The sequence below is a fragment of the Alteromonas naphthalenivorans genome, from assembly GCF_000213655.1.
Taxonomy (GTDB): domain Bacteria; phylum Pseudomonadota; class Gammaproteobacteria; order Enterobacterales; family Alteromonadaceae; genus Alteromonas; species Alteromonas naphthalenivorans.
Window position 1 is genome coordinate 1092026 of the sequence record NC_015554.1, and the last position, 18606, is coordinate 1110631.

Genomic DNA, 18606 nt, shown 5'->3' on the forward strand with positions numbered 1-18606 from the left:
GCATATTTTGTAGAGGAATAGTTTGGCAAAAAAGGATGCATGGATGACAATTCAGACAACTCCCAAGAAAATTTACCGTGTAACGCAGCCTGAATGGTCGAAACAAGCCGTTATCTATCAGGTGAATACTCGCCAGTTTTCTGTATCTGGTACATTCAAAGAGGTGACGAAACGCTTAAATCATATTTGTGATTTAGGTGCTGATATTCTTTGGCTTATGCCTATTCACCCAATAGGTGAAAAAAATCGAAAAGGTGAACTTGGTAGCCCGTACGCGGTTAAAGACTATTTGGATATTAACCCTGAGTTTGGCAATGCAGACGACTTTCAAGAGTTGGTGCAAGAAGCGCACAACCGGAATTTAAAAGTTATCCTAGACTGGGTGCCTAATCATAGCGCCTGGGACAACCCTCTAGTGGATACTCATCCTCATTGGTATGCCAGAGATCACCACGGTGAGTTTCGCCCGTCTCCTTGGTGGGATTGGTCAGATATTATCGAGTTTGATTACGACGAACCTGCGCTACGTGAGTATATGATTAATGCCATGCGCTATTGGGTAGAACGCTTTGACATTGATGGTTTTCGATGTGATGTAGCGGGGTATGTGCCGAACGATTTTTGGCATCAAGCGCGTGTTGCCTTAGATGCTATAAAACCCGTATTTATGTTGGCAGAGTGGGAAAATCGCGATTTACACGAAACCGCTTTTAACATGACTTATGCATGGAGCTGGAATGAAACCATGCATGAGCTCGCTCATGGGCGATGTTCTCTTGATAGACTGAGAAAATATTATTCATGGAATGAACGGGCGTGGCCGCACAGTGCTTATCGAATGACGTTCGTGAGTAACCACGATAAAAATGCGTGGGATGGTACTCAGGCAGAGCAATTTGGCGATGCGTTGGAAGGCGCCATTGTATTGTCGGTGTTAGGCGAAGGTATGCCGCTCATTCATAATGGCCAAGAAGCCGGGGAAACAAAGCGGTTAGCGTTTTTCGAACGTGATCCCATTGAATGGCAACCTCATCGCATTGGTGATTTGTATAAAGCGCTCATTAAGATAAAAAAATCTATTCCTGCCTTGGGCAATGGTGAATTTGGTTCACGTATGATTCAGGTGCCAAGTAACGCTATGTCACAGGTATTCAGCTTTGTGAGAATGGATGAACACAATAAAGTGTTAGTGATCATCAATTTTTCAGACACTTTAGGCAAGGTCACGTTTAATGACCCTATTCTTAATGGTCATTATTATAAGTGCACGCTCGATTCAAGCTCTTCCCACCACGAGAGTAAAAGCGAAACCGAACACTTGCATATTGATAAGGCCGTTCAAATTGACCCGTGGGGCTATCAGGTATGGATTAGCTCTCATTAAATGGTAAGTATGGCTGAGCTTATATGGGGGAGGTTGCATGGCTGAGCTCACATACATCCGAAACTAGCGATCAGTAACGCTAGTGGTAAGTGAAATCTGTCATTCGGGATGGAATTTTTATGAATACTAACCATTTTTCGAAAAACTTTGGCATAATGCACCGCTTTGTGGCCTAGCGGCCAAATCTTCACTTTTACGTTAAGTACACTATGCCAACTATCGATGACATCTTTTCTTCCACGGGTTTACTTGCTAAGACTATCAATGGCTTTGTTCCCCGTGAAGCGCAAACAGAAATGGCGCAGGCGGTAAAAGAAGCCATTGATGAAACCGGCAGCCTAGTGGTTGAAGCCGGGACAGGTACGGGAAAAACTTTCGCGTATCTTGCACCAGCACTGCTGGCAGAGGGCAAAGCGATAGTGTCTACAGGAACGAAAAACCTGCAAGAGCAGTTATTTCATCGCGATTTACCTTTAGTGAAAAAAGCCCTTAGCAGCAGGCGTAAAACGGCGTTGTTAAAAGGCCGTGCGAATTACCTTTGCCTGCACCGACTAGAACAACATGGCGGTAACTCCACGTTAGTGGAAAAAGAGGTGTTAGGCCAGCTATCTGAAGTGAAACTATGGTCTACCACTACCAAAACCGGCGATATGGGCGAGCTGAAAAGCTTACCTGAAGATGCTCGGGTGCTGCCATTAGTGACGTCTACCGTTGATAATTGCCTTGGTCGGGACTGCCCTGATTATGAAGAGTGTTATTTGGTTAAGGCACGGCGTAAGGCGTTAGATGCCGACATTATTGTGGTCAATCACCACTTATTTTTCGCTGACATGGCATTAAAAGATACGGGTTTCGGTGAGCTTATCCCAGAAGCCGACGCCATTATATTTGATGAAGCCCATCAAATACCCGATATTGCCGCAGACTACTTTGGTGAGTCGCTTTCTACCCGCCAAATTCAAGATTTAGCCAAAGATATTACCCTTATTTTTAGAACCGTGTTGAAAGACGCGGCTCAGTTAGACAAAGCAGCCGACAAATGCCGCATGATTGCTGCAGATTTGCGCTTGTTATTCCCCGATACTACCCAACGGGGAAACTGGGCCGAAGCCTTGATGCGTGACGATGTGCGCTTAGAAGTGGGTAAACTAGCAGAAGCGCTAGGGGTTTTACATGAAGTGTGTAAGCTGCATATTGGTCGCGACAAAGATTTAGATAATCTTTATGAAAGAATAGTGTCCGTTAGGGAGCAACTTGACTCGTTAAGCGATGATAAACAAGAAAATGTGAGCTTGTGGTATGAAACCACAACGCGCCATTTAATTATGCATTTAACGCCGTTGTCTATTGCAGCTAAGTTCCGCCGTTTTGTGGCATCGCCGCCTCGCGGGTGGGTATTTACCTCGGCGACCTTAATGGTTAACGGCGGCTTTGAACATTTTCAGCGCAGAATGGGGTTAGAAGACTCAAGAACGTTAGGCTTAGATAGCCCCTTTAACTACCCTGAACAAGCCATGTTGTGTGTACCGCGGTATTTGCCCGAGCCAAATAGTTTTTCAATGCGTGAAACCTTGCTGAATACGGCAAAAAGGTTAATTAAAGCCAGTAAAGGCCGATGCTTTTTGTTATTTACCAGTCATGCCATGCTGCGTGAAATAGCCGGTAAGCTAGAAGATGAAATTGATAACCCGCTGTTAGTACAAGGCACAACAACAAAGCAGGCGTTATTAGATGCGTACTTGGCCGACGAAAAAGCCGTGTTAATGGGCACGGGCGCTTTTTGGGAAGGGGTAGATGTACGAGGGAATGATTTGGTGTGCGTCATGATAGATAAACTGCCATTCGCATCACCAGACGACCCGTTATTGCAAGCACGAATGGACGATGTTAAAAAGCGCGGCGCTAATCCATTTGGCGTTATTCAAATACCCCAAGCCGTCATTGCGTTAAAGCAAGGTGCAGGGCGCTTAATTCGCGACCCTACCGATAAAGGTGTATTGGTAATTTGCGATAATCGCTTAGTCACCAAACCCTATGCGAAAACTTTTATAGGTAGCTTGCCGAATATGCGCAGAACCCGCAGTCTAGACGAAGTAGAGTCTTTTCTTGCAAGAATTGATGAAGAGTAAAAAATGAAGATTTTAGCCATCGACACGGCAACAGAAGCCTGTTCAGTAGCACTAAATACCGGCGACGCTGTCGTTTCACGTTTTGAAATTTGCCCTCAGCAACATAGTCAGCGTCTATTGCCTATGTTGGACGAAGTGTTAAAAGATGCAGGGCTTGTTCTGGGCGATTTAGACCTATTAGCGTTTGGGCGAGGCCCAGGTAGCTTCACCGGCGTGCGTATTGCCACAGGAATGATTCAAGGTTTAGCGCTTGGCACTGGTTTGAAGGTAGCTGGCGTAAGCACGCTTGCGGCTATGGCGCAGCAAGCGTTAGTCAATAACAAGGTGACAGCTAAGCAGGTTTCTTGGGTAGTGTGCGCTACCGATGCCCGGATGGGCGAAGTTTACTTTGCCATCTACAAATCTGAAAATGGTTTATTGAAAGAAGTGGTTGCAGAGCAAGTGTGCCCGCCTGAAGCTGCTGTGGAACTTATCAATGATGCTATAGCGGCCAACCAAGGTGAGAACGTGAGTGAGTTTGAGCCTGTTGGTACAGGTTGGCAGGCCTATCCTGCGCTTGCAGCATTGTTGCCTGAAGGCCATGAAGTGTCTATTGAATTTCCTGATGCGGTTTACATGCTTCCACTTGCTGAGCAACTCGCGAACAAAGGCGATGTACACGTGGCCAGTGATGTAAAACCTGTTTATCTACGAGACAAAGTAACGTGGAAAAAGTTACCGGGCCGCGAATAAGCGGGTAAACCTCAGGCCTGATAACTTTTTGAGGAACTTCATTCAAGAGCCTCTTCAAGAGCTTTTTCAAATGTTTCTTCAAGAACATTCTTCGAGCGCCTTATTCAAGAGCATTTAGTCTACGTTAAACCGAACTCTCAGCCACTAACGGCACCGTATACTACGAGCCTCTAAAACAAGGCTCTCAGGTGAGCAGGGAAAAGTCATAGTGTTCAGGCGCGATTCTTGCAAATTCTTGCAAGTAACACCTTTATATTGGGCGGTGTATTGTTCAGGAGATGGCTTTTACAACTTAACATACGTTGTATTCATCCCATTACTTCACCTACTTGATTTCATTTAAAAGACTGACACGTTTTTGGTATGCATATAACTAACAATTTTTCGATACCTTCATCGCATCAATCAGAGCCCTCACAAGGGCGCGTTGCTAAAGTTAATAAAGATGCGCAACAGCAAAGCAATAATGAAGGCAAGCAGCAGAATAACCATATTGTCGTGGCCCCAGATGCACAAGGCACCGACAACGCACAGGCTTATCAACGTTTCGTTCGAGAAGATAGTGCCGGCTATTCTCAGCAGGCTATTGCTTCGTATACCAGTTTTGAAAAGCAGCAAGAGCGTGAGTCGGTACAAAGCATGTTCGGTGTAGATATATACGCTTAGCATTTACATTAAATCAGTGCATCCTTGCGCGTTAGTGCCTTAATTTAATGCCCTCCAACTCAGTGTTATAAAACCCAACTAAACTTTTTGCCAAAAAGCCCGTCTAAAGATTAACAGTCGTTTAAATCAATGTTCTTTATGGCATTTGTTAAGTATCAATGCTAACTTTTAAGCCAAAGTACCCTACTGGTAAGGTCATTTTTTAATGATAGTCTCTGGTGAAAATGTGGGTTAACAGGGTGACACCGTTACTCAGCGCATTAGGGTTCGATTCATTACTATTTGTAGTACTATATATTTTCTCGGCGCTTAGTATCAGTTACAAGTTAAAAGTGCTTAGGCGGCCAAAAGGAGGCTTCATGCTGGTTAGAATGTTAGTGATAGTAAGTGTGGTACTTTTCGCAGGTTGTGCGATTGTGCCAGAAAGCGTAGAGGTGCCAAAAGGTACTGAGCTAGTTTCTTATTCCAAGGCCGTTACCTCTGGCGCTAATGCTCAAGGTAAAATGGCGCGGTGGGGCGGTGTTATTGTTGGGGTTGAAAATAAGCCAAACAAAACCTTCATCGAACTTGTTCATTTTCCACTGAATAATTATGGCAAGCCTAATAGTAGCGGTGAAACTGTCGGACGCTTTAAAGTGCAAATCGACGGTTTTGTTGATCCTATCGTTTTTGAAGAAGGACGTTCGGCCACGTTTGTTGGCAAATTGGTGCCACCCACATCAGGCATGGTAGGTGAACAACCCTACATGTACCCTACAATATTGGCTGATGACTACCACATGTGGCGTAAACAAGAGGTTTACGACGTGAACATGTATTATTTTGATTATGGTACGGGTTGGTATTCACCGTTTATGCGGCACAGACCTTGGGGCTACCCAAGCTATAGAAGGGTGCGGGTAACACGCTACGATAATTCGCCTTCTAGCCCTAAACCTTCAAAAAGTCGGTCTAATGCTATTTCAGCCTCGCATGAAAAAATGCGCAAGGATAAAGAGAAATAAGTAGTCTACCAGATGAAAACTTTCGTAAAGATAATCGTATTTGAATAAAAATATGTATTTACTAGGGAGGCAAGATATTGCCTCCCTATTTTTTATCTGGCAATATTTTGCGCTTTATAGGCAAAGTATTGCCGCACATATTGTGTGAGGGAGCAACATGATAGAAACTGAATTCACATCAGGAAATTTACACTTAGCTGCACTAGAAAACCAAGGTGCTGGCACCGTAGTGATAGGGCTACATGGGTATTTAGATAATGCAGAAAGCCTTAGGTTGCTGGCGCCATATCTGCAATCTCAACGCTTTATCGCCCTTGATCTTGCTGGGCATGGCCGTTCATCGCATAGGCCAATAGGCATGCACTATAATCAAGCTGATTATTTACAAGACTTGCATGCATTGATAGAAGATCAACAGTGGGAACAGGTTATACTGCTTGGGCATTCTATGGGCGGTATTTTAGCATCGTTGTATGCTGGGTTATTTCCTGAAAAAGTGAAGGGGGTAATAAGCCTTGATGCGTGTGGCCCACTAACGTTAGAGGCGAACACCAGCCAAGCGCAAATGCGGGAAGCTATTCTTAGCAGGAAGAAGAAACAGCGCAATAAGTTAACCTTGGTTAACTTAGATGATGCAGTTAAAGCCCGCTGTAAGGTCTCTGATATTCCAGCTGAGCATGCACGCGCAATTCTAGAAAGGAATCTTACGCAAGATGCCGGTGGCCATTGTTTTTGGTCGAGCGACCCGCGTCTTCGCACCAAATCTGTACTTCGCTTAACCGAAGATCAAGCAGAAAACATCATGAGTGCGATAGTTTGTCCTATACTTTTTATAGGCGCGTCAAGTAGCTTTAAAACCTTGGACAGTGTTTATGAGAAAAGGCAATCCTGGTTTAAAAATGCTCGGTTTGAGCAATTAACAGGCGGCCATCATATTCACATGGAAAAAACTGACGACGTTGGCATGTTAATCCGTCAGTTTGTTGAGCAAATGTAAACTGTATAGTTTATTTTTTTTTACACTTCCTATACTATTCGCAAGTTATTAGACCAGTTGCTCAAACGCGCGTGAGACTTCACGCGCCTTTGTGTTAAAAATAAGTGAAGGAGGTTTTGGTGGAAAAAACCTGGCTCAAGTTTTACGACCCTCGTGTATCTGCAGATATTGATGCAGATCGTTACGCATCCGTTGTCGATATATTCGAACAATCAGTAAAAAAGTTTAAAGACAAAGTTGCGTTTATCAACATGGGTCAGTCGATGACCTTTGGCGAACTCGACAAATTATCTGCACAATATGCTGCTTACCTACAAAATAGTGGGTTAAAACGCGGTGATGCCGTGGCGATAATGATGCCGAACTTGCTTCAGTACCCTGTTGCCATGTTCGGTGTACTTCGTGCTGGTATGGTTGTGGTTAATGTAAACCCACTGTACACCGCAAGAGAGTTGAAGCATCAGTTGAACGATGCGAATGCTAAGGCAATTGTTATTGTTGAAAACTTTGCGTGTACGCTTGAAGAAGTGATCAGCGAAACAAACATTCAAGAAGTGTTTCTTACTTCGTTAGGCGATATGTTGCCTGTACCAAAACGTTGGGTAGTGAATGCGGTAGTGAAGTACGTGAAGAAAATGGTGCCGGCTTTTAATTTGCCTGCTACCACGTCGTTCACCAGCGCAATAAAGAAAGGGCAATCGTTAACCTACACACGCCCCAATTTAACCAACGATGAACTGGCTTTCCTGCAGTACACCGGCGGAACCACGGGTGTATCTAAAGGCGCCATGCTGACACATCGCAATATGATTGCGAATCTTGAGCAGGTTTCTGGCATTTTAGAAACTGTAATAGATGAAGGCGAAGACTTCGTGGTAACGGCGTTGCCGCTTTATCATATATTCGCATTGCTTGCGAACTGCCTGATGTTCCTTAAATACGGTTGCCAAAACTTACTGATTACTAACCCACGTGATATGCCAGGGTTTGTAAATGAATTGAGTAAATACCCTTTCACTATTCTTCCGGGTGTAAATACCTTGTTTAATGGTTTATTAAACACACCAGGGTTTAGCGAACTTGATTTTAAGAACTTCAAGTTTGGCTTAGGCGGCGGCATGGCCGTTCAGCGTCCTGTTGCTGAAAAGTGGGAAAAGGTTACCGGTACTGTACTTCTTGAAGGTTATGGCTTAACGGAGTGCTCACCAGTTGTAACGGTAAACCCACCACAAATTGACGCTTACAAAGGCGCCATCGGTATGCCAGTACCTTCTACCGACATCAAACTTCTTGATGATGATGGTAACGAGGTAGAAAAAGGCGAACCAGGTGAGCTTTGGGTGAAAGGCCCGCAGGTGATGAAAGGATATTTAAACCGCCCAGAAGCCACTGACGAAATTCTTAAAGATGGCTGGCTTGCCACTGGAGACATCGCTACGGTAGACGATGAAGGTTATTTCTATATTGTTGACCGTAAAAAGGATATGATCCTCGTTTCTGGATTCAATGTGTTTCCAAACGAAATTGAAGAAGTGGCTGCTATGCATGACAACATTGTTGAGTCAGCAGCGGTTGGTGTGCCAAATGAAGCGAGTGGTGAAGTGGTTAAGTTGTTTGTTGTTCGCAACAACGACTCGCTTACTGCTGAAGCGGTTATTGCGCACTGTAGAGAACACTTAACGGGCTATAAAGTGCCCAAGCAGGTAGTCTTCAAAGAAGATCTACCTAAAACCAATGTAGGTAAAATTCTGCGTCGGGAACTACGAGATTAATTCGGTAAGTGAATTAGGAAAACTGTAGAGCCGGCGTAAGCCGGCTTTTTATTATTATGCAATATGAATTAGTAACCACCTTTGAAAAACTCGATAGCGTGTGCAATCTTGCCCAGCAACAAAAAGCGGTAGCGCTAGACACTGAGTTTGTTCGTACGAGAACACTGTCACCGCATCTTGGTTTAATCCAGTTATATGATGGGCATCAGTTAGTACTTATCGATCCGCTTGCGATTGATGATCTCTCGCCATTTATTGCCTTAATGGAAAATACCCGTGTGGTAAAAGTGCTGCACTCGTGCTCAGAAGATCTTGAAACTTTCCTGACCGCTTTTAACACCGTACCAACACCCGTATTCGACAGTCAATTTGCGGCGAGTATTTTAGGCTTGGGTGCATCGCTAGGATACGCAAAGCTGGTGGAGTTATTGTGCGATGTTAGCCTAGATAAAGGCGAGTCTCGTACTGACTGGATAGCACGCCCTTTAAGGGAAGCACAGCTTAGCTATGCGGCCAACGATGTACTGTATTTATTGCCTTGCTACGAACATTTAGTAGAAAAAATAAATGAAGCCGGGAAGTTAGAGTGGGTATATCAAGAAATAGCCCAGTTAGCAGATAAAAAGCGCAGTCAAATGCCGGAAGAATTTGCGTATATGCAAATTAAAAACAACTGGCGTTTATCAAAAGAGCAACTTACCGTACTACAAGCTCTTGCTGCATGGCGACTCGCCACTGCCCGTAAAAAAGACATGGCATTAAATTTTGTATTTAAAGAAATACATCTTTATGAAGCTGCGCGTCTAATGCCTTCAAGCAAATCGGGTTTGTCTCAACTACACGGGGTGAACCCACAGTCGATTAGGCGCTACGGTGAGACCATCATTACGCTAATAAGCGAAGCCCGAGATAAATATGCCGCTACTTCTGAGTCACAGAGGTTACCTAAAGTCAGTCGTTTGATTGACGTTGCAAGCTATAAGCAAACACTAGCATCGCTAAAAGCGGTCAGCGATAAAATTGCCAACGAAAATAATGTATCGCCTGAAGTCATTGCCTCTAAAAAACAATTAAACCAAGTGCTAAAATGGTACTGGTTCGACAATGACGAAACCCGAGTGCTAGGCCTTAAGCCAGATGTATTATCTGGTTGGAGAGCGCCACTATTTGAACCCCATTTAGAAAAGTTACTAGGTAATAAACCTAGTCTCTAACGTTGGAGAGTTTACGAAATGATGTTGTGCGCGATTTATAAATCACGAAAACACCTAGGCATGTACTTATACGTGCCTAATAAAGACCAATTTGAAGATGTGCCTGAAATACTTAAAGAGAAGTTTGGCAAGCCCGAGTTAGTCACGGTGTTATCATTAGATAAGCACGAGAAACTAGCTGGAGTCGACAAACAAAAGCTGGTTGCTGAACTTGAAGAGAAAGGCTTTTACCTTCAGTTGCCACCTAAAGAAGACGACTTATTGATGGCGCATCGAAAGTCTTTGGGTTTACAAGCCACACCAGATAAAAAGTTTTAGAAATGGGTAAATGGTTAAAAGCATCGCTGCTTATGGTCGCGGGTGTTTTGGCAAGCATTGGGTTTGCCCAAGCCGAAGACAAAACAGCAAAAGGGTTTGCCGAGTACGTAACAGCGTTAAAAGCCGAAGCCCAGCAAAAGGGCTTTGATGAATCATTACTTAACGACGCCTTTAGTGATATTAGTTTCCGCCCAACAGTTATTAAATCTGATAAAAATCAACCTGAAAAGAAAATTACACTTGATAGTTACTTAGCCAGTCGTGTGCCTGACTGGAAAGTGCAGCAAGCGGTTGAAATGTACAACAAGCACAAGCCACTGCTTGAAGAGATAGGGAAGAAGTTTCAGGTACAACCCCGATTTATTGTTGCGCTGTGGGGGAATGAATCAAATTTTGGACGTATTCAAGGTAATTACAGTGTGCTGTCTGCCTTGGCGTCACTGGCGTATGAAGGCCGCCGAGAAAAACTGTTTAAAGACAACCTTTTTGCCGCGTTAACTATTCTTGATGAAGGGCATACCAGCGTTGATGCGTTGAAAGGTTCTTGGGCTGGTGCCATGGGGCAAAGCCAATTTATGCCAATCTCCTTTTTAAACTACGCGGTAGATTACGATGGTGATGGCAGAAAAGATATATGGCAAACCGAAGCCGATGTTTTTGCTTCTATTGCAAACTACCTTTCATCAGAAGGGTGGGATTATAACGGCACGTGGGGTAGGCAGGTATCTTTAACCCAGCCTATAAAGGAGTTCGGCCTTTCAAAAAGCCTGTATAAGCCTTTAGCCGATTGGCAACAAGCCGGCGTTAGACGTTTCGACGGTAGCGATTTGCCTAATGTTGATATTCAGGCTTCTCTCATTATGCCTGATGGCAGCGAAGGACGTGTTTATCTTGTCTATAATAACTTTCATACCTTGATGAAATGGAACCGCTCTAGTTACTTCGGTGTGTCGGTAGGTTACCTTTCTGAACGTATAAAACGAGGGTACTAATATGTATCAACATTTAGATGTTCAGGGCAATCCCATTGCCTTGCCAGTAGGAAAAGTGGCGTGCATCGGTCGCAACTATCTTGATCATATTGAAGAAATGAAATCCGTGGTTTCAGCATCCCCTTTGTTGTTTTTAAAACCCAAAGCGGCGTTGTGCGACATGGGCAAACCGCTCAGTATTCCTACCGACCAAGGTGAATGCCATAACGAACTGGAAGTTGCTGTGCTGCTAAAGCACGCGGTGTCTAAAGCAACAGAAGATGAAGTGTTAGCGGCCATTTGGGGTATTGGGCTTGGTTTAGATTTAACCTTGCGTGATGTTCAGCGCGAGCTTAAGGCGCAAGGGCAACCCTGGGAACGCGCAAAGTCCTTCGATTTAAGTTGTCCAGTGTCAGGCTTCGTTCCAATCGATAGCATCACTGACTTACAAGATTTACGTTTTACGTTAAGTATAAACGGTGAAGTGCGTCAATCTGGGCATACCGCAATGATGCTACATAAAATAGTGCCCTTAATTGCTCACATGTCGCAGACTTTTACTCTTGATGCGGGTGATATAGTGTTAACTGGCACCCCTAAAGGGGTAGGGCCATTGCTTGTGGGTGACACTATCGAAGCCACCTTACACGATAAAATTACTGTTAATACAAAGGTTGTACGCTAATGACTGCCCCTTTTTGGGAAACCAAAACCCTTGAAGAAATGACCCAAAAGGAATGGGAGTCATTATGCGATGGCTGTGCAAAATGTTGCTTACATAAGTTTATTGACGATGAAAACGAGGAAGCGCAAGCGCCTACAGATTACATCAATGCCAATGAGCAAATTCATTACACTAATATTGTTTGTTCTCTGCTAAATACAAAAAGTTGTGAATGTACCCAATATGCGAAGCGAACTGAGCTTGTTCCTGATTGTGTTCAGCTAACTAAAGCAAACCTAAAAGATATCTTCTTTATGCCTACAAGTTGCGCTTATCGCCGTCTGCATGAAGGGCGAGGTTTGCCGTCTTGGCATCCACTGTTGAATAAGGGCAAAAAGCACGTGATGCACAAAAATGGCATGTCTGTGCGAAACAAAACGGTGTTTGAAACCGATGTGAATTTAGATGCCTTCGAAGATTATATTGCCATTTGGCCGTTGGAAGATTTAGATTAAGCGGTAATACTGTAAAGCAGCGCATCTCGCCCAAAAATGCGCTTGCGGCACAGTCCTTCCTTTTCAGCACCAATTCTCTCGGCTACACGCAAACTGGCTTTATTGTTGGGCTCGATAAGGCATTCTAATCGGTGTAAATTCATTTGTGTAAAGGCTAATTTTTTTAACGCCTCACAAATGGCTGTTGCTAGGCCTTTTCCACATGAGTCGGAACGAAGCCAATAACCCAAATTCGCGGTTAGATGAGTGTGGTGAATATAGTTGATAATCCCCATGCCCAAACAGCGCTCATCGTGCATAAGCAAGTAGGTTAACCCATAGCCTGACTCTCGTGCGGCTTCCATAGATTGAATACATTGTTTCGCCAATGCAGGGGTAACTGGGCACAGCGTGGCACCAAGCCAGGGTTTTACATGATGAATAGATTGCTGTGAAGCCTCACACAAGGCTTCAACATGTTTAGGGGCTATGCGCTGTATTGTCACCGGTCCCTGTTCTGTGTGGATAGGAGGGAGCCTAGACGGCAAAATAGAAAGGTCTATCAAAAGGGTTTCTTATCCAGCAATCTACATGCAAACACAATAGCAAATACCACAAAGTAAGCGGCAAATAGAATTTGCATCCACTCAGCCATTCCCATTGAAAGAAACTGCCAACTGTCTTCTAAGCAATCACCCTCGGCGGCAAAAATGGCAGGTATCCACTCATGCAATTGCAGCCATGATGGGAAGTTAGGCACGATTTCACAGCTGGCGAAAAAAGGGTTCGGCGCATTTAAAATACCAATATGTTCTTTAGCGATTAAAAAGCCCCAACCAGCAGATACTGCCCAACCGGCAAAACCGACCATGCGGGTAAGGCCGTTATTTTTAATCAAAACAAAAAGTGCTGACAACACAATGCCGTACATGGCAGTTCGTTGGTAAATGCACATAATGCAGGGTTTCAAGCCCATACCATATTGAAAATAAAGTGCAGCTAGTTCTAGCCCCAGAGATGTGGCAAAAAGCACAAGCCATGAAGACTTGTGCTCTGCCCAGCGACTAATGCGATGTACTACTGAACGCATGTCTATTTCCTAGTGTGAAACCACACCGCTAACAGCTTCTGTCGCGGTATGATGTTCGATTAAGTGCATGTCGTACAGCCATTGGGTTGCATCGGCTAAGCCTACATAGGTAGCTACCAAGCCCACAATGGTTAGCACAATGGTGTATGGCAATGCCATCATCACCATGCGGCCGTAAGACAAGCGTAGTAAAGGTGCAATCGCAGAGGTTAGCATGAACAAGAATGCAGCTTGACCGTTAGGTGTAGCAACACTCGGCAAGTTAGTACCCGTGTTAATCGCAACCGCTAGCATATCGTACTGGTCACGAGTAATTTGGCCAGCTTGCAGGGCTGCGGTAACTTCTGTGATATACACAGAGCCTACAAACACGTTATCACTCACCATAGATAACACACCGTTGGCGAGGTAAAACATCACCATCTGGGTTTCACCTTCAAAGCTTAGTACCCAATGAATAACAGGTTGGAATAAGCCTTGGTCGATAATCACAGCCACAACACCAAAGAATACGCAAAGCAATGCGGTAAACGGTAGGGCTTCTTCAAACGCTTTACCTAAAGCGTGCTCTTCAATAATACCGCTCATCGACGTTGCTAGTACAATAACAGAAAGGCCGATTAACCCTACTGACGCCATGTGCGTAGCCAAGCCCACTACTAACCATACGCCAATTAGTGCCTGAACCACGAGCTTAGCTGTTTCACGTTTGCTGCGGCTTTTATCCATATGTTCGCTGTAATCGGTAAGAATTTTTCTTACTGAATTTGGTAGTTTTGCACCATAAGTAAACCAACCCGTTTTCTCTAGGATCATGGTGGTTAACAAGCCGAAAACGAAAACAGGTAAGCTAACAGGGGCCATGCGGATAAAGAATTCAACGAAATCCCATCCAGCCTTATCAGCAATAATTAGGTTTTGCGGTTCACCTACCATGGTCATCACGCCGCCCAGTGCGGTACCTACCGCAGAGTGCATCATTAGATTACGAAGGAAGGCACGGAAGTTTTCTAGGTCATTACTGCCTAGCGAATCTACACCGTCGTCACTCGTGTGGTCATGATCTGAGTGGAACTCTTTACCTGAAGCGACCTTGTGGTAAATAGAGTAGAAACCTAAACCCACACTGATGATTACTGCCACTACGGTTAGCGCATCAAGAAATGCCGATAAAAAGGCTGATGCAAAGATAAACGACAGTGACAACACCATTTTGTTTTTAACCCCAATCACTAACTTGGTGAATAAAAACATCAGCAGGTCTTTCATAAAGTAGATACCGGCAACCATGAAGACCAGAAGTAATAGTACTTCAAGGTTAACCTCAATTTCGTGCATCATGTGCCCGGGCGTAGTCATCCCAATGAACATGGCCTCAATGAGTAGTAAACCACCTGGCTGCAACGGATAGCATTTGAGCGCCATGGCGAGAGTAAAGATAAATTGGATCACTAATGTCCAACCCGCCAAGTAGGGGTCAACCATAAACAATACTGGGTTGATAATGAGGAAGGCAATTATGGTCTGCTTATACCAATTTGGTGCGTGTCCCAGAAAGTTACTAAAGACCGCCGAGATCATTGAGGTTTGCATGAGTTCCTATTCCTTTTACAACAAAGCCGCTAACATTGCGTCTTTACGTTTTGAATTTCTGGTTATTGCACACATAAACTGACTTTCATCGAGGGCAAGTGATTGCAAGTTGTCGATAATCGGGCAGTTTTGCTGCTTTCATTATAATAGTCCGAAATTAAGCGTACATGATATTACAACCTTGAGAAAGCAATTCACAGACCCCATAAAAGGAAAGTTAGCGGAATTTCTCACGTTAGGTTGTTAATCAACCTAACAATGTAGTTTATTGCGTTGAGTAAGTCTGCTTTTGCGTGATAAAAAACGATTAACGCAAAAGTTTTAGGATTATTTTAATGAAATGTTAACAAGTGTTGTTGGCAGGGGATTTTTCATTGTGATAATAAAAGCGCATCTGGTACAATCAGTCGCAGAATAACAATAACGTGCAGGCGATTAGTTATGATTTATAAGGCGCAGAGTCCCGCTGGATTTGCCGAAGAATATATTGTTGAATCGATTTGGAGTGGACGCTTCCCGCCGGGTACAATTTTGCCTGCCGAAAGAGAGCTTTCAGAACTTATTGGTGTAACACGCACAACCTTACGTGAAGTTTTGCAACGTTTGGCTCGTGACGGTTGGTTGACCATTCAGCATGGTAAACCCACAAAAGTGAATAACTTTTGGGAAAGCTGTGGCTTGAACATTCTAGAAACGTTAGCGCGTCTTGATCAAGAAGGCATTCCTGAGCTAGTAGACAACCTCTTAGCGGCACGTACAAATTTAAGTGCTGTGTTTATCCGAGGTGCAATTCGCAACAACCCCAAAGAATCAGCTGAGATTATTGCTCGTTATAAAAACGTGGAAGAAGACGGCGCTGCTTTTGCGCAATTCGATTACCAAATGACCCATGATTTAGCATTGGCATCAAATAATAATGTGTTCGTGTTAATGATGAATGGTTTCAGAGGTATGTATTCGCGTATTGGTGGTTTCTATTTCGATCATGAACAAGCGCGAGATGTGGCTAAAGCTTATTACGCGAAATTGCTTGATGCTGCAGAAAACGAAAGACACGATAAAGTACCTGTTGTAGTAAGAGACTATGGTATTGAAAGTGGTAAAGTTTGGCAGCAAGTACGAGACAGTATGCCTAAAGATATTGTGGATTAGCGCGATGGCTGTAGGGGAAAGCGAATTCACCCTCAAGCTAAAATCGTAGTTATTAACGTATTATCAAAAACGTCCTTTCAGGGCGTTTTTTTGTTTTAAGACACAGCTTGTAACTATTTACTACTCAGTTTGGCTGCATTAGTGCTTTTTAACCCTATATAAACCTTACAAATTACCTATACTTTGGGGTTAAGTTTTGTCACATATCATCTCCCGGAAAAGGAACTATCATGAAATCTTTATGGATAGCATCGTGTATGACGTTGACGGCGAGTCTTTCGCTTGGAGCGTGCAGCGATAATAGCACTAGCATGAAACAATCCTCTCAAATAGAAAAACAGCAAGGCGTTAAATTGATTACTGATACTCCAGCACCGGTTGCACAGAAAATTCCTCATGAGTTAACAGCTCACGGCGTCGTTCGTAATGATGACTATTACTGGATGCGAGATGATAGTCGTGAAGACGAGAAAGTGTTAGCGCACTTAGAAAAAGAAAATGCGTATTTAGAAACTGTTATGGCGCCATTAAAAGATAACAGAGAAACCTTGTACGAAGAGCTGATTGCCCGAATAGAGAAAGATGACACAACGGTTCCCTATTTAAAAAATGATTATTGGTACTTCACCGAATACTCTGGGGAAAATGAATACCCTATTTATCTGCGTAAACCATCGATGGATGCAGAGGAACAGGTATTACTGAATATGAATGTGATGGCCGAAGGCCATGACTACTATAATATTGGCGACTACTCAGTAAGCACCGACAATAACTTACTCGCGTATTCTGAAGATACATTGAGCCGTCGCGTTTATACTATTCTTGTAAAAAATTTAGCCACGGGTGAGTTGCTGTCAGACCAACTGACAGGTACCTCTGGTGCTGTAGAGTGGGCCAACGACAATAAACACCTTTTCTATGTGAAGAAAGATCTGCAAACCTTATTAGGCTTCCAGGTTTATCGTCATGTGCTTGGTACACCCCAAGAAGACGATACGCTAGTGTTTGAGGAAACTGATCCTACGTTTTATACCTACATTAGTAAAAGCAAAGATGATGACATGATTTACATTCATCATAGTCACACAGACAAAAGTGCAGTGACCTTAATAGATGCGAACCAACCTACTAAAGCGCCAGTTCCATTCTTGCCTATTAGAGAAGATGAGGAATACAGCATTGAAAAGTCGGGTGATAGCTACTTTGTTCTGACTAACAATGCAGCAACTAATTTTCGAGTTATGAAAGCGCCAGCTTCTGCAACCGATGACATGTCCAAATGGGAAGAGGTGATTAGCCACAACCCTGACGTATTTATTCAAGATATTGAAGTGTTAGGCGACTTTTTGGTAGTAAAAGAGAAGCAAGACGGTGTGTTACGTCTGGTTGCGCACAATCTAAACACTGATAAAGCCACAGTAATACCTACCGATGACCCTATTTACGGCGCTTACTTTACCGGTAACACTCAGCAAGATACTAATACTTTGCGTATTTATTATAGTTCGTTAACTACGCCCGCAAGCATTGTAGATATCGATTTAAACACCTTCGATAAAGAAGTCCTTAAACAAACTAAGGTCTCTGACACATTTTCTTCAGCGGCTTATACCTCTGAACGTGTCATGATTATAGCGCAGGATGGAGCAAGTATTCCCGTTTCGTTGGTTTATCGTAATGATATGTTTAACAAAGATGGCACTAATCCACTGTATCAGTATGCGTATGGTTCTTACGGTGCCACGATTGAGCCAACATTTAGAAGTAGTTGGTTATCGCTAGTAGATAGAGGCTTTGTGGTAGCGATTGCCCATATTCGCGGCGGGCAGATGTTAGGCCGACAGTGGTATGAAGACGGTAAGATGCACAGCAAAATTAATACATTTACCGACTTTATCGACGTATCAAAAGGCTTGATTGAAAAGCAATATGCCGATCCTAATCGTGTGTTCGCGATGGGCGGCAGTGCGGGTGGTTTGTTAATGGGCGCGATTGCGAATATGGCACCTGAACTTTATTTAGGGATTTCTGCTCATGTTCCGTTCGTGGATGTTGTTACTACCATGAGTGACGACTCCATTCCTTTAACCACTGGGGAATATACAGAGTGGGGTAACCCTGCGAATAAAGATGAATTCGACTATATTTTATCTTATTCACCGTACGATCAAGTGAGTGCCCAAGATTACCCTCACATGTTAGTGACAACAGGGCTTCACGACTCACAAGTGCAATACTTTGAGCCGATGAAATGGGTTGCGAAACTACGTGACTACAAAACGAATGATAATTTGTTGTTGTTTCAAACAGATATGGAAGCTGGCCACGGTGGTGCATCTGGTCGGTTCAAACGTTTTGAGTCAACAGCGCTAGAATATGCATTCGTGTTTTACCTGGCAGGTATAGAAATCTAGCTGACGAGA

General features: G+C 43.7%; 17 protein-coding genes. 14 read left to right on the forward strand and 3 right to left on the reverse strand.

The window, feature by feature from the left end; translation table 11 throughout:
- Nucleotides 1-43: 43 nt before the first annotated feature.
- The 12 genes from AMBT_RS04705 (at nt 44) to AMBT_RS04760 (ending at nt 12366) form a co-directional block, all read left to right on the forward strand.
- Entirely contained in the window at nt 44-1384 is a 1341-nt protein-coding gene (locus tag AMBT_RS04705) for an alpha-amylase family glycosyl hydrolase (RefSeq protein ID WP_013783437.1), read from the forward strand.
- Between the two features lie 209 nt (nt 1385-1593).
- Nucleotides 1594-3513: a DNA repair helicase YoaA gene (locus AMBT_RS04710; protein WP_013783438.1), complete on the forward strand. Its 1920-nt coding sequence runs from the start codon at nt 1594-1596 to the stop codon at nt 3511-3513.
- Between the two features lie 3 nt (nt 3514-3516).
- Nucleotides 3517-4245 carry a tRNA (adenosine(37)-N6)-threonylcarbamoyltransferase complex dimerization subunit type 1 TsaB gene (gene tsaB / locus AMBT_RS04715; protein ID WP_013783439.1) on the forward strand — a complete coding sequence of 243 codons (729 nt, stop codon included), beginning with the start codon at nt 3517-3519 and terminating at the stop codon, nt 4243-4245.
- Between the two features lie 363 nt (nt 4246-4608).
- A complete protein-coding gene (locus AMBT_RS04720) occupies nt 4609-4911 on the forward strand; it encodes a hypothetical protein (protein WP_013783440.1) in 303 nt (100 codons plus the stop codon).
- Nucleotides 4912-5270: 359 nt separating this feature from the next.
- On the forward strand, nt 5271-5915 hold the full coding sequence (locus AMBT_RS04725) for a Slp family lipoprotein (protein WP_231882102.1): 645 nt from the start codon (nt 5271-5273) through the stop codon (nt 5913-5915).
- Between the two features lie 157 nt (nt 5916-6072).
- On the forward strand, nt 6073-6912 hold the full coding sequence (locus tag AMBT_RS04730; protein ID WP_013783442.1) for an alpha/beta fold hydrolase: 840 nt from the start codon (nt 6073-6075) through the stop codon (nt 6910-6912).
- A 119-nt stretch (nt 6913-7031) separates the two neighbouring features.
- A complete protein-coding gene (fadD, locus tag AMBT_RS04735) occupies nt 7032-8684 on the forward strand; it encodes a long-chain-fatty-acid--CoA ligase FadD (RefSeq protein WP_013783443.1) in 1653 nt (550 codons plus the stop codon).
- A gap of 56 nt (nt 8685-8740) precedes the next feature.
- Entirely contained in the window at nt 8741-9898 is a 1158-nt protein-coding gene (rnd, locus tag AMBT_RS04740; RefSeq protein WP_013783444.1) for a ribonuclease D, read from the forward strand.
- A 21-nt stretch (nt 9899-9919) separates the two neighbouring features.
- A complete protein-coding gene (locus AMBT_RS04745; RefSeq protein ID WP_041452773.1) occupies nt 9920-10216 on the forward strand; it encodes a YcgL domain-containing protein in 297 nt (98 codons plus the stop codon).
- A 32-nt stretch (nt 10217-10248) separates the two neighbouring features.
- Nucleotides 10249-11208, forward strand: a complete 960-nt coding sequence (locus tag AMBT_RS04750) for a lytic murein transglycosylase (RefSeq protein WP_232363220.1) — start codon at nt 10249-10251, stop codon at nt 11206-11208.
- A 1-nt stretch (nt 11209) separates the two neighbouring features.
- Nucleotides 11210-11872, forward strand: a complete 663-nt coding sequence (locus AMBT_RS04755) for a fumarylacetoacetate hydrolase family protein (protein WP_013783447.1) — start codon at nt 11210-11212, stop codon at nt 11870-11872.
- Complete coding sequence (locus AMBT_RS04760; protein ID WP_013783448.1) at nt 11872-12366, forward strand: YcgN family cysteine cluster protein; 495 nt, start codon at nt 11872-11874, stop codon at nt 12364-12366. The genes AMBT_RS04755 and AMBT_RS04760 overlap by 1 nt, the downstream gene beginning before the upstream one ends.
- On the opposite strand, the gene AMBT_RS04765 is transcribed toward AMBT_RS04760, so the two are convergent.
- Genes AMBT_RS04765 through nhaB form a run of 3 tightly spaced genes read right to left on the reverse strand, consistent with a single transcriptional unit; the run spans nt 12363 to nt 15028 of the window.
- Complete coding sequence (locus AMBT_RS04765; RefSeq protein WP_041452491.1) at nt 12363-12911, reverse strand: GNAT family N-acetyltransferase; 549 nt, start codon at nt 12909-12911, stop codon at nt 12363-12365. The two genes, AMBT_RS04760 and AMBT_RS04765, sit on opposite strands and share 4 nt — an antisense overlap.
- Nucleotides 12908-13435: a disulfide bond formation protein DsbB gene (gene dsbB / locus AMBT_RS04770; RefSeq protein ID WP_013783450.1), complete on the reverse strand. Its 528-nt coding sequence runs from the start codon at nt 13433-13435 to the stop codon at nt 12908-12910. The genes AMBT_RS04765 and dsbB overlap by 4 nt, the downstream gene beginning before the upstream one ends.
- 9 nt (nt 13436-13444) lie before the next feature.
- Entirely contained in the window at nt 13445-15028 is a 1584-nt protein-coding gene (nhaB, locus tag AMBT_RS04775) for a sodium/proton antiporter NhaB (protein WP_013783451.1), read from the reverse strand.
- 441 nt (nt 15029-15469) lie between these two features.
- On the opposite strand from nhaB, the gene fadR reads away from it, so the two are divergent.
- Together fadR and AMBT_RS04785 are read left to right on the forward strand one after the other, a co-directional pair.
- Complete coding sequence (gene fadR / locus AMBT_RS04780; RefSeq protein WP_013783452.1) at nt 15470-16180, forward strand: fatty acid metabolism transcriptional regulator FadR; 711 nt, start codon at nt 15470-15472, stop codon at nt 16178-16180.
- A gap of 311 nt (nt 16181-16491) precedes the next feature.
- Entirely contained in the window at nt 16492-18597 is a 2106-nt protein-coding gene (locus AMBT_RS04785; protein WP_013783454.1) for a S9 family peptidase, read from the forward strand.
- Nucleotides 18598-18606 lie beyond the last annotated feature (9 nt).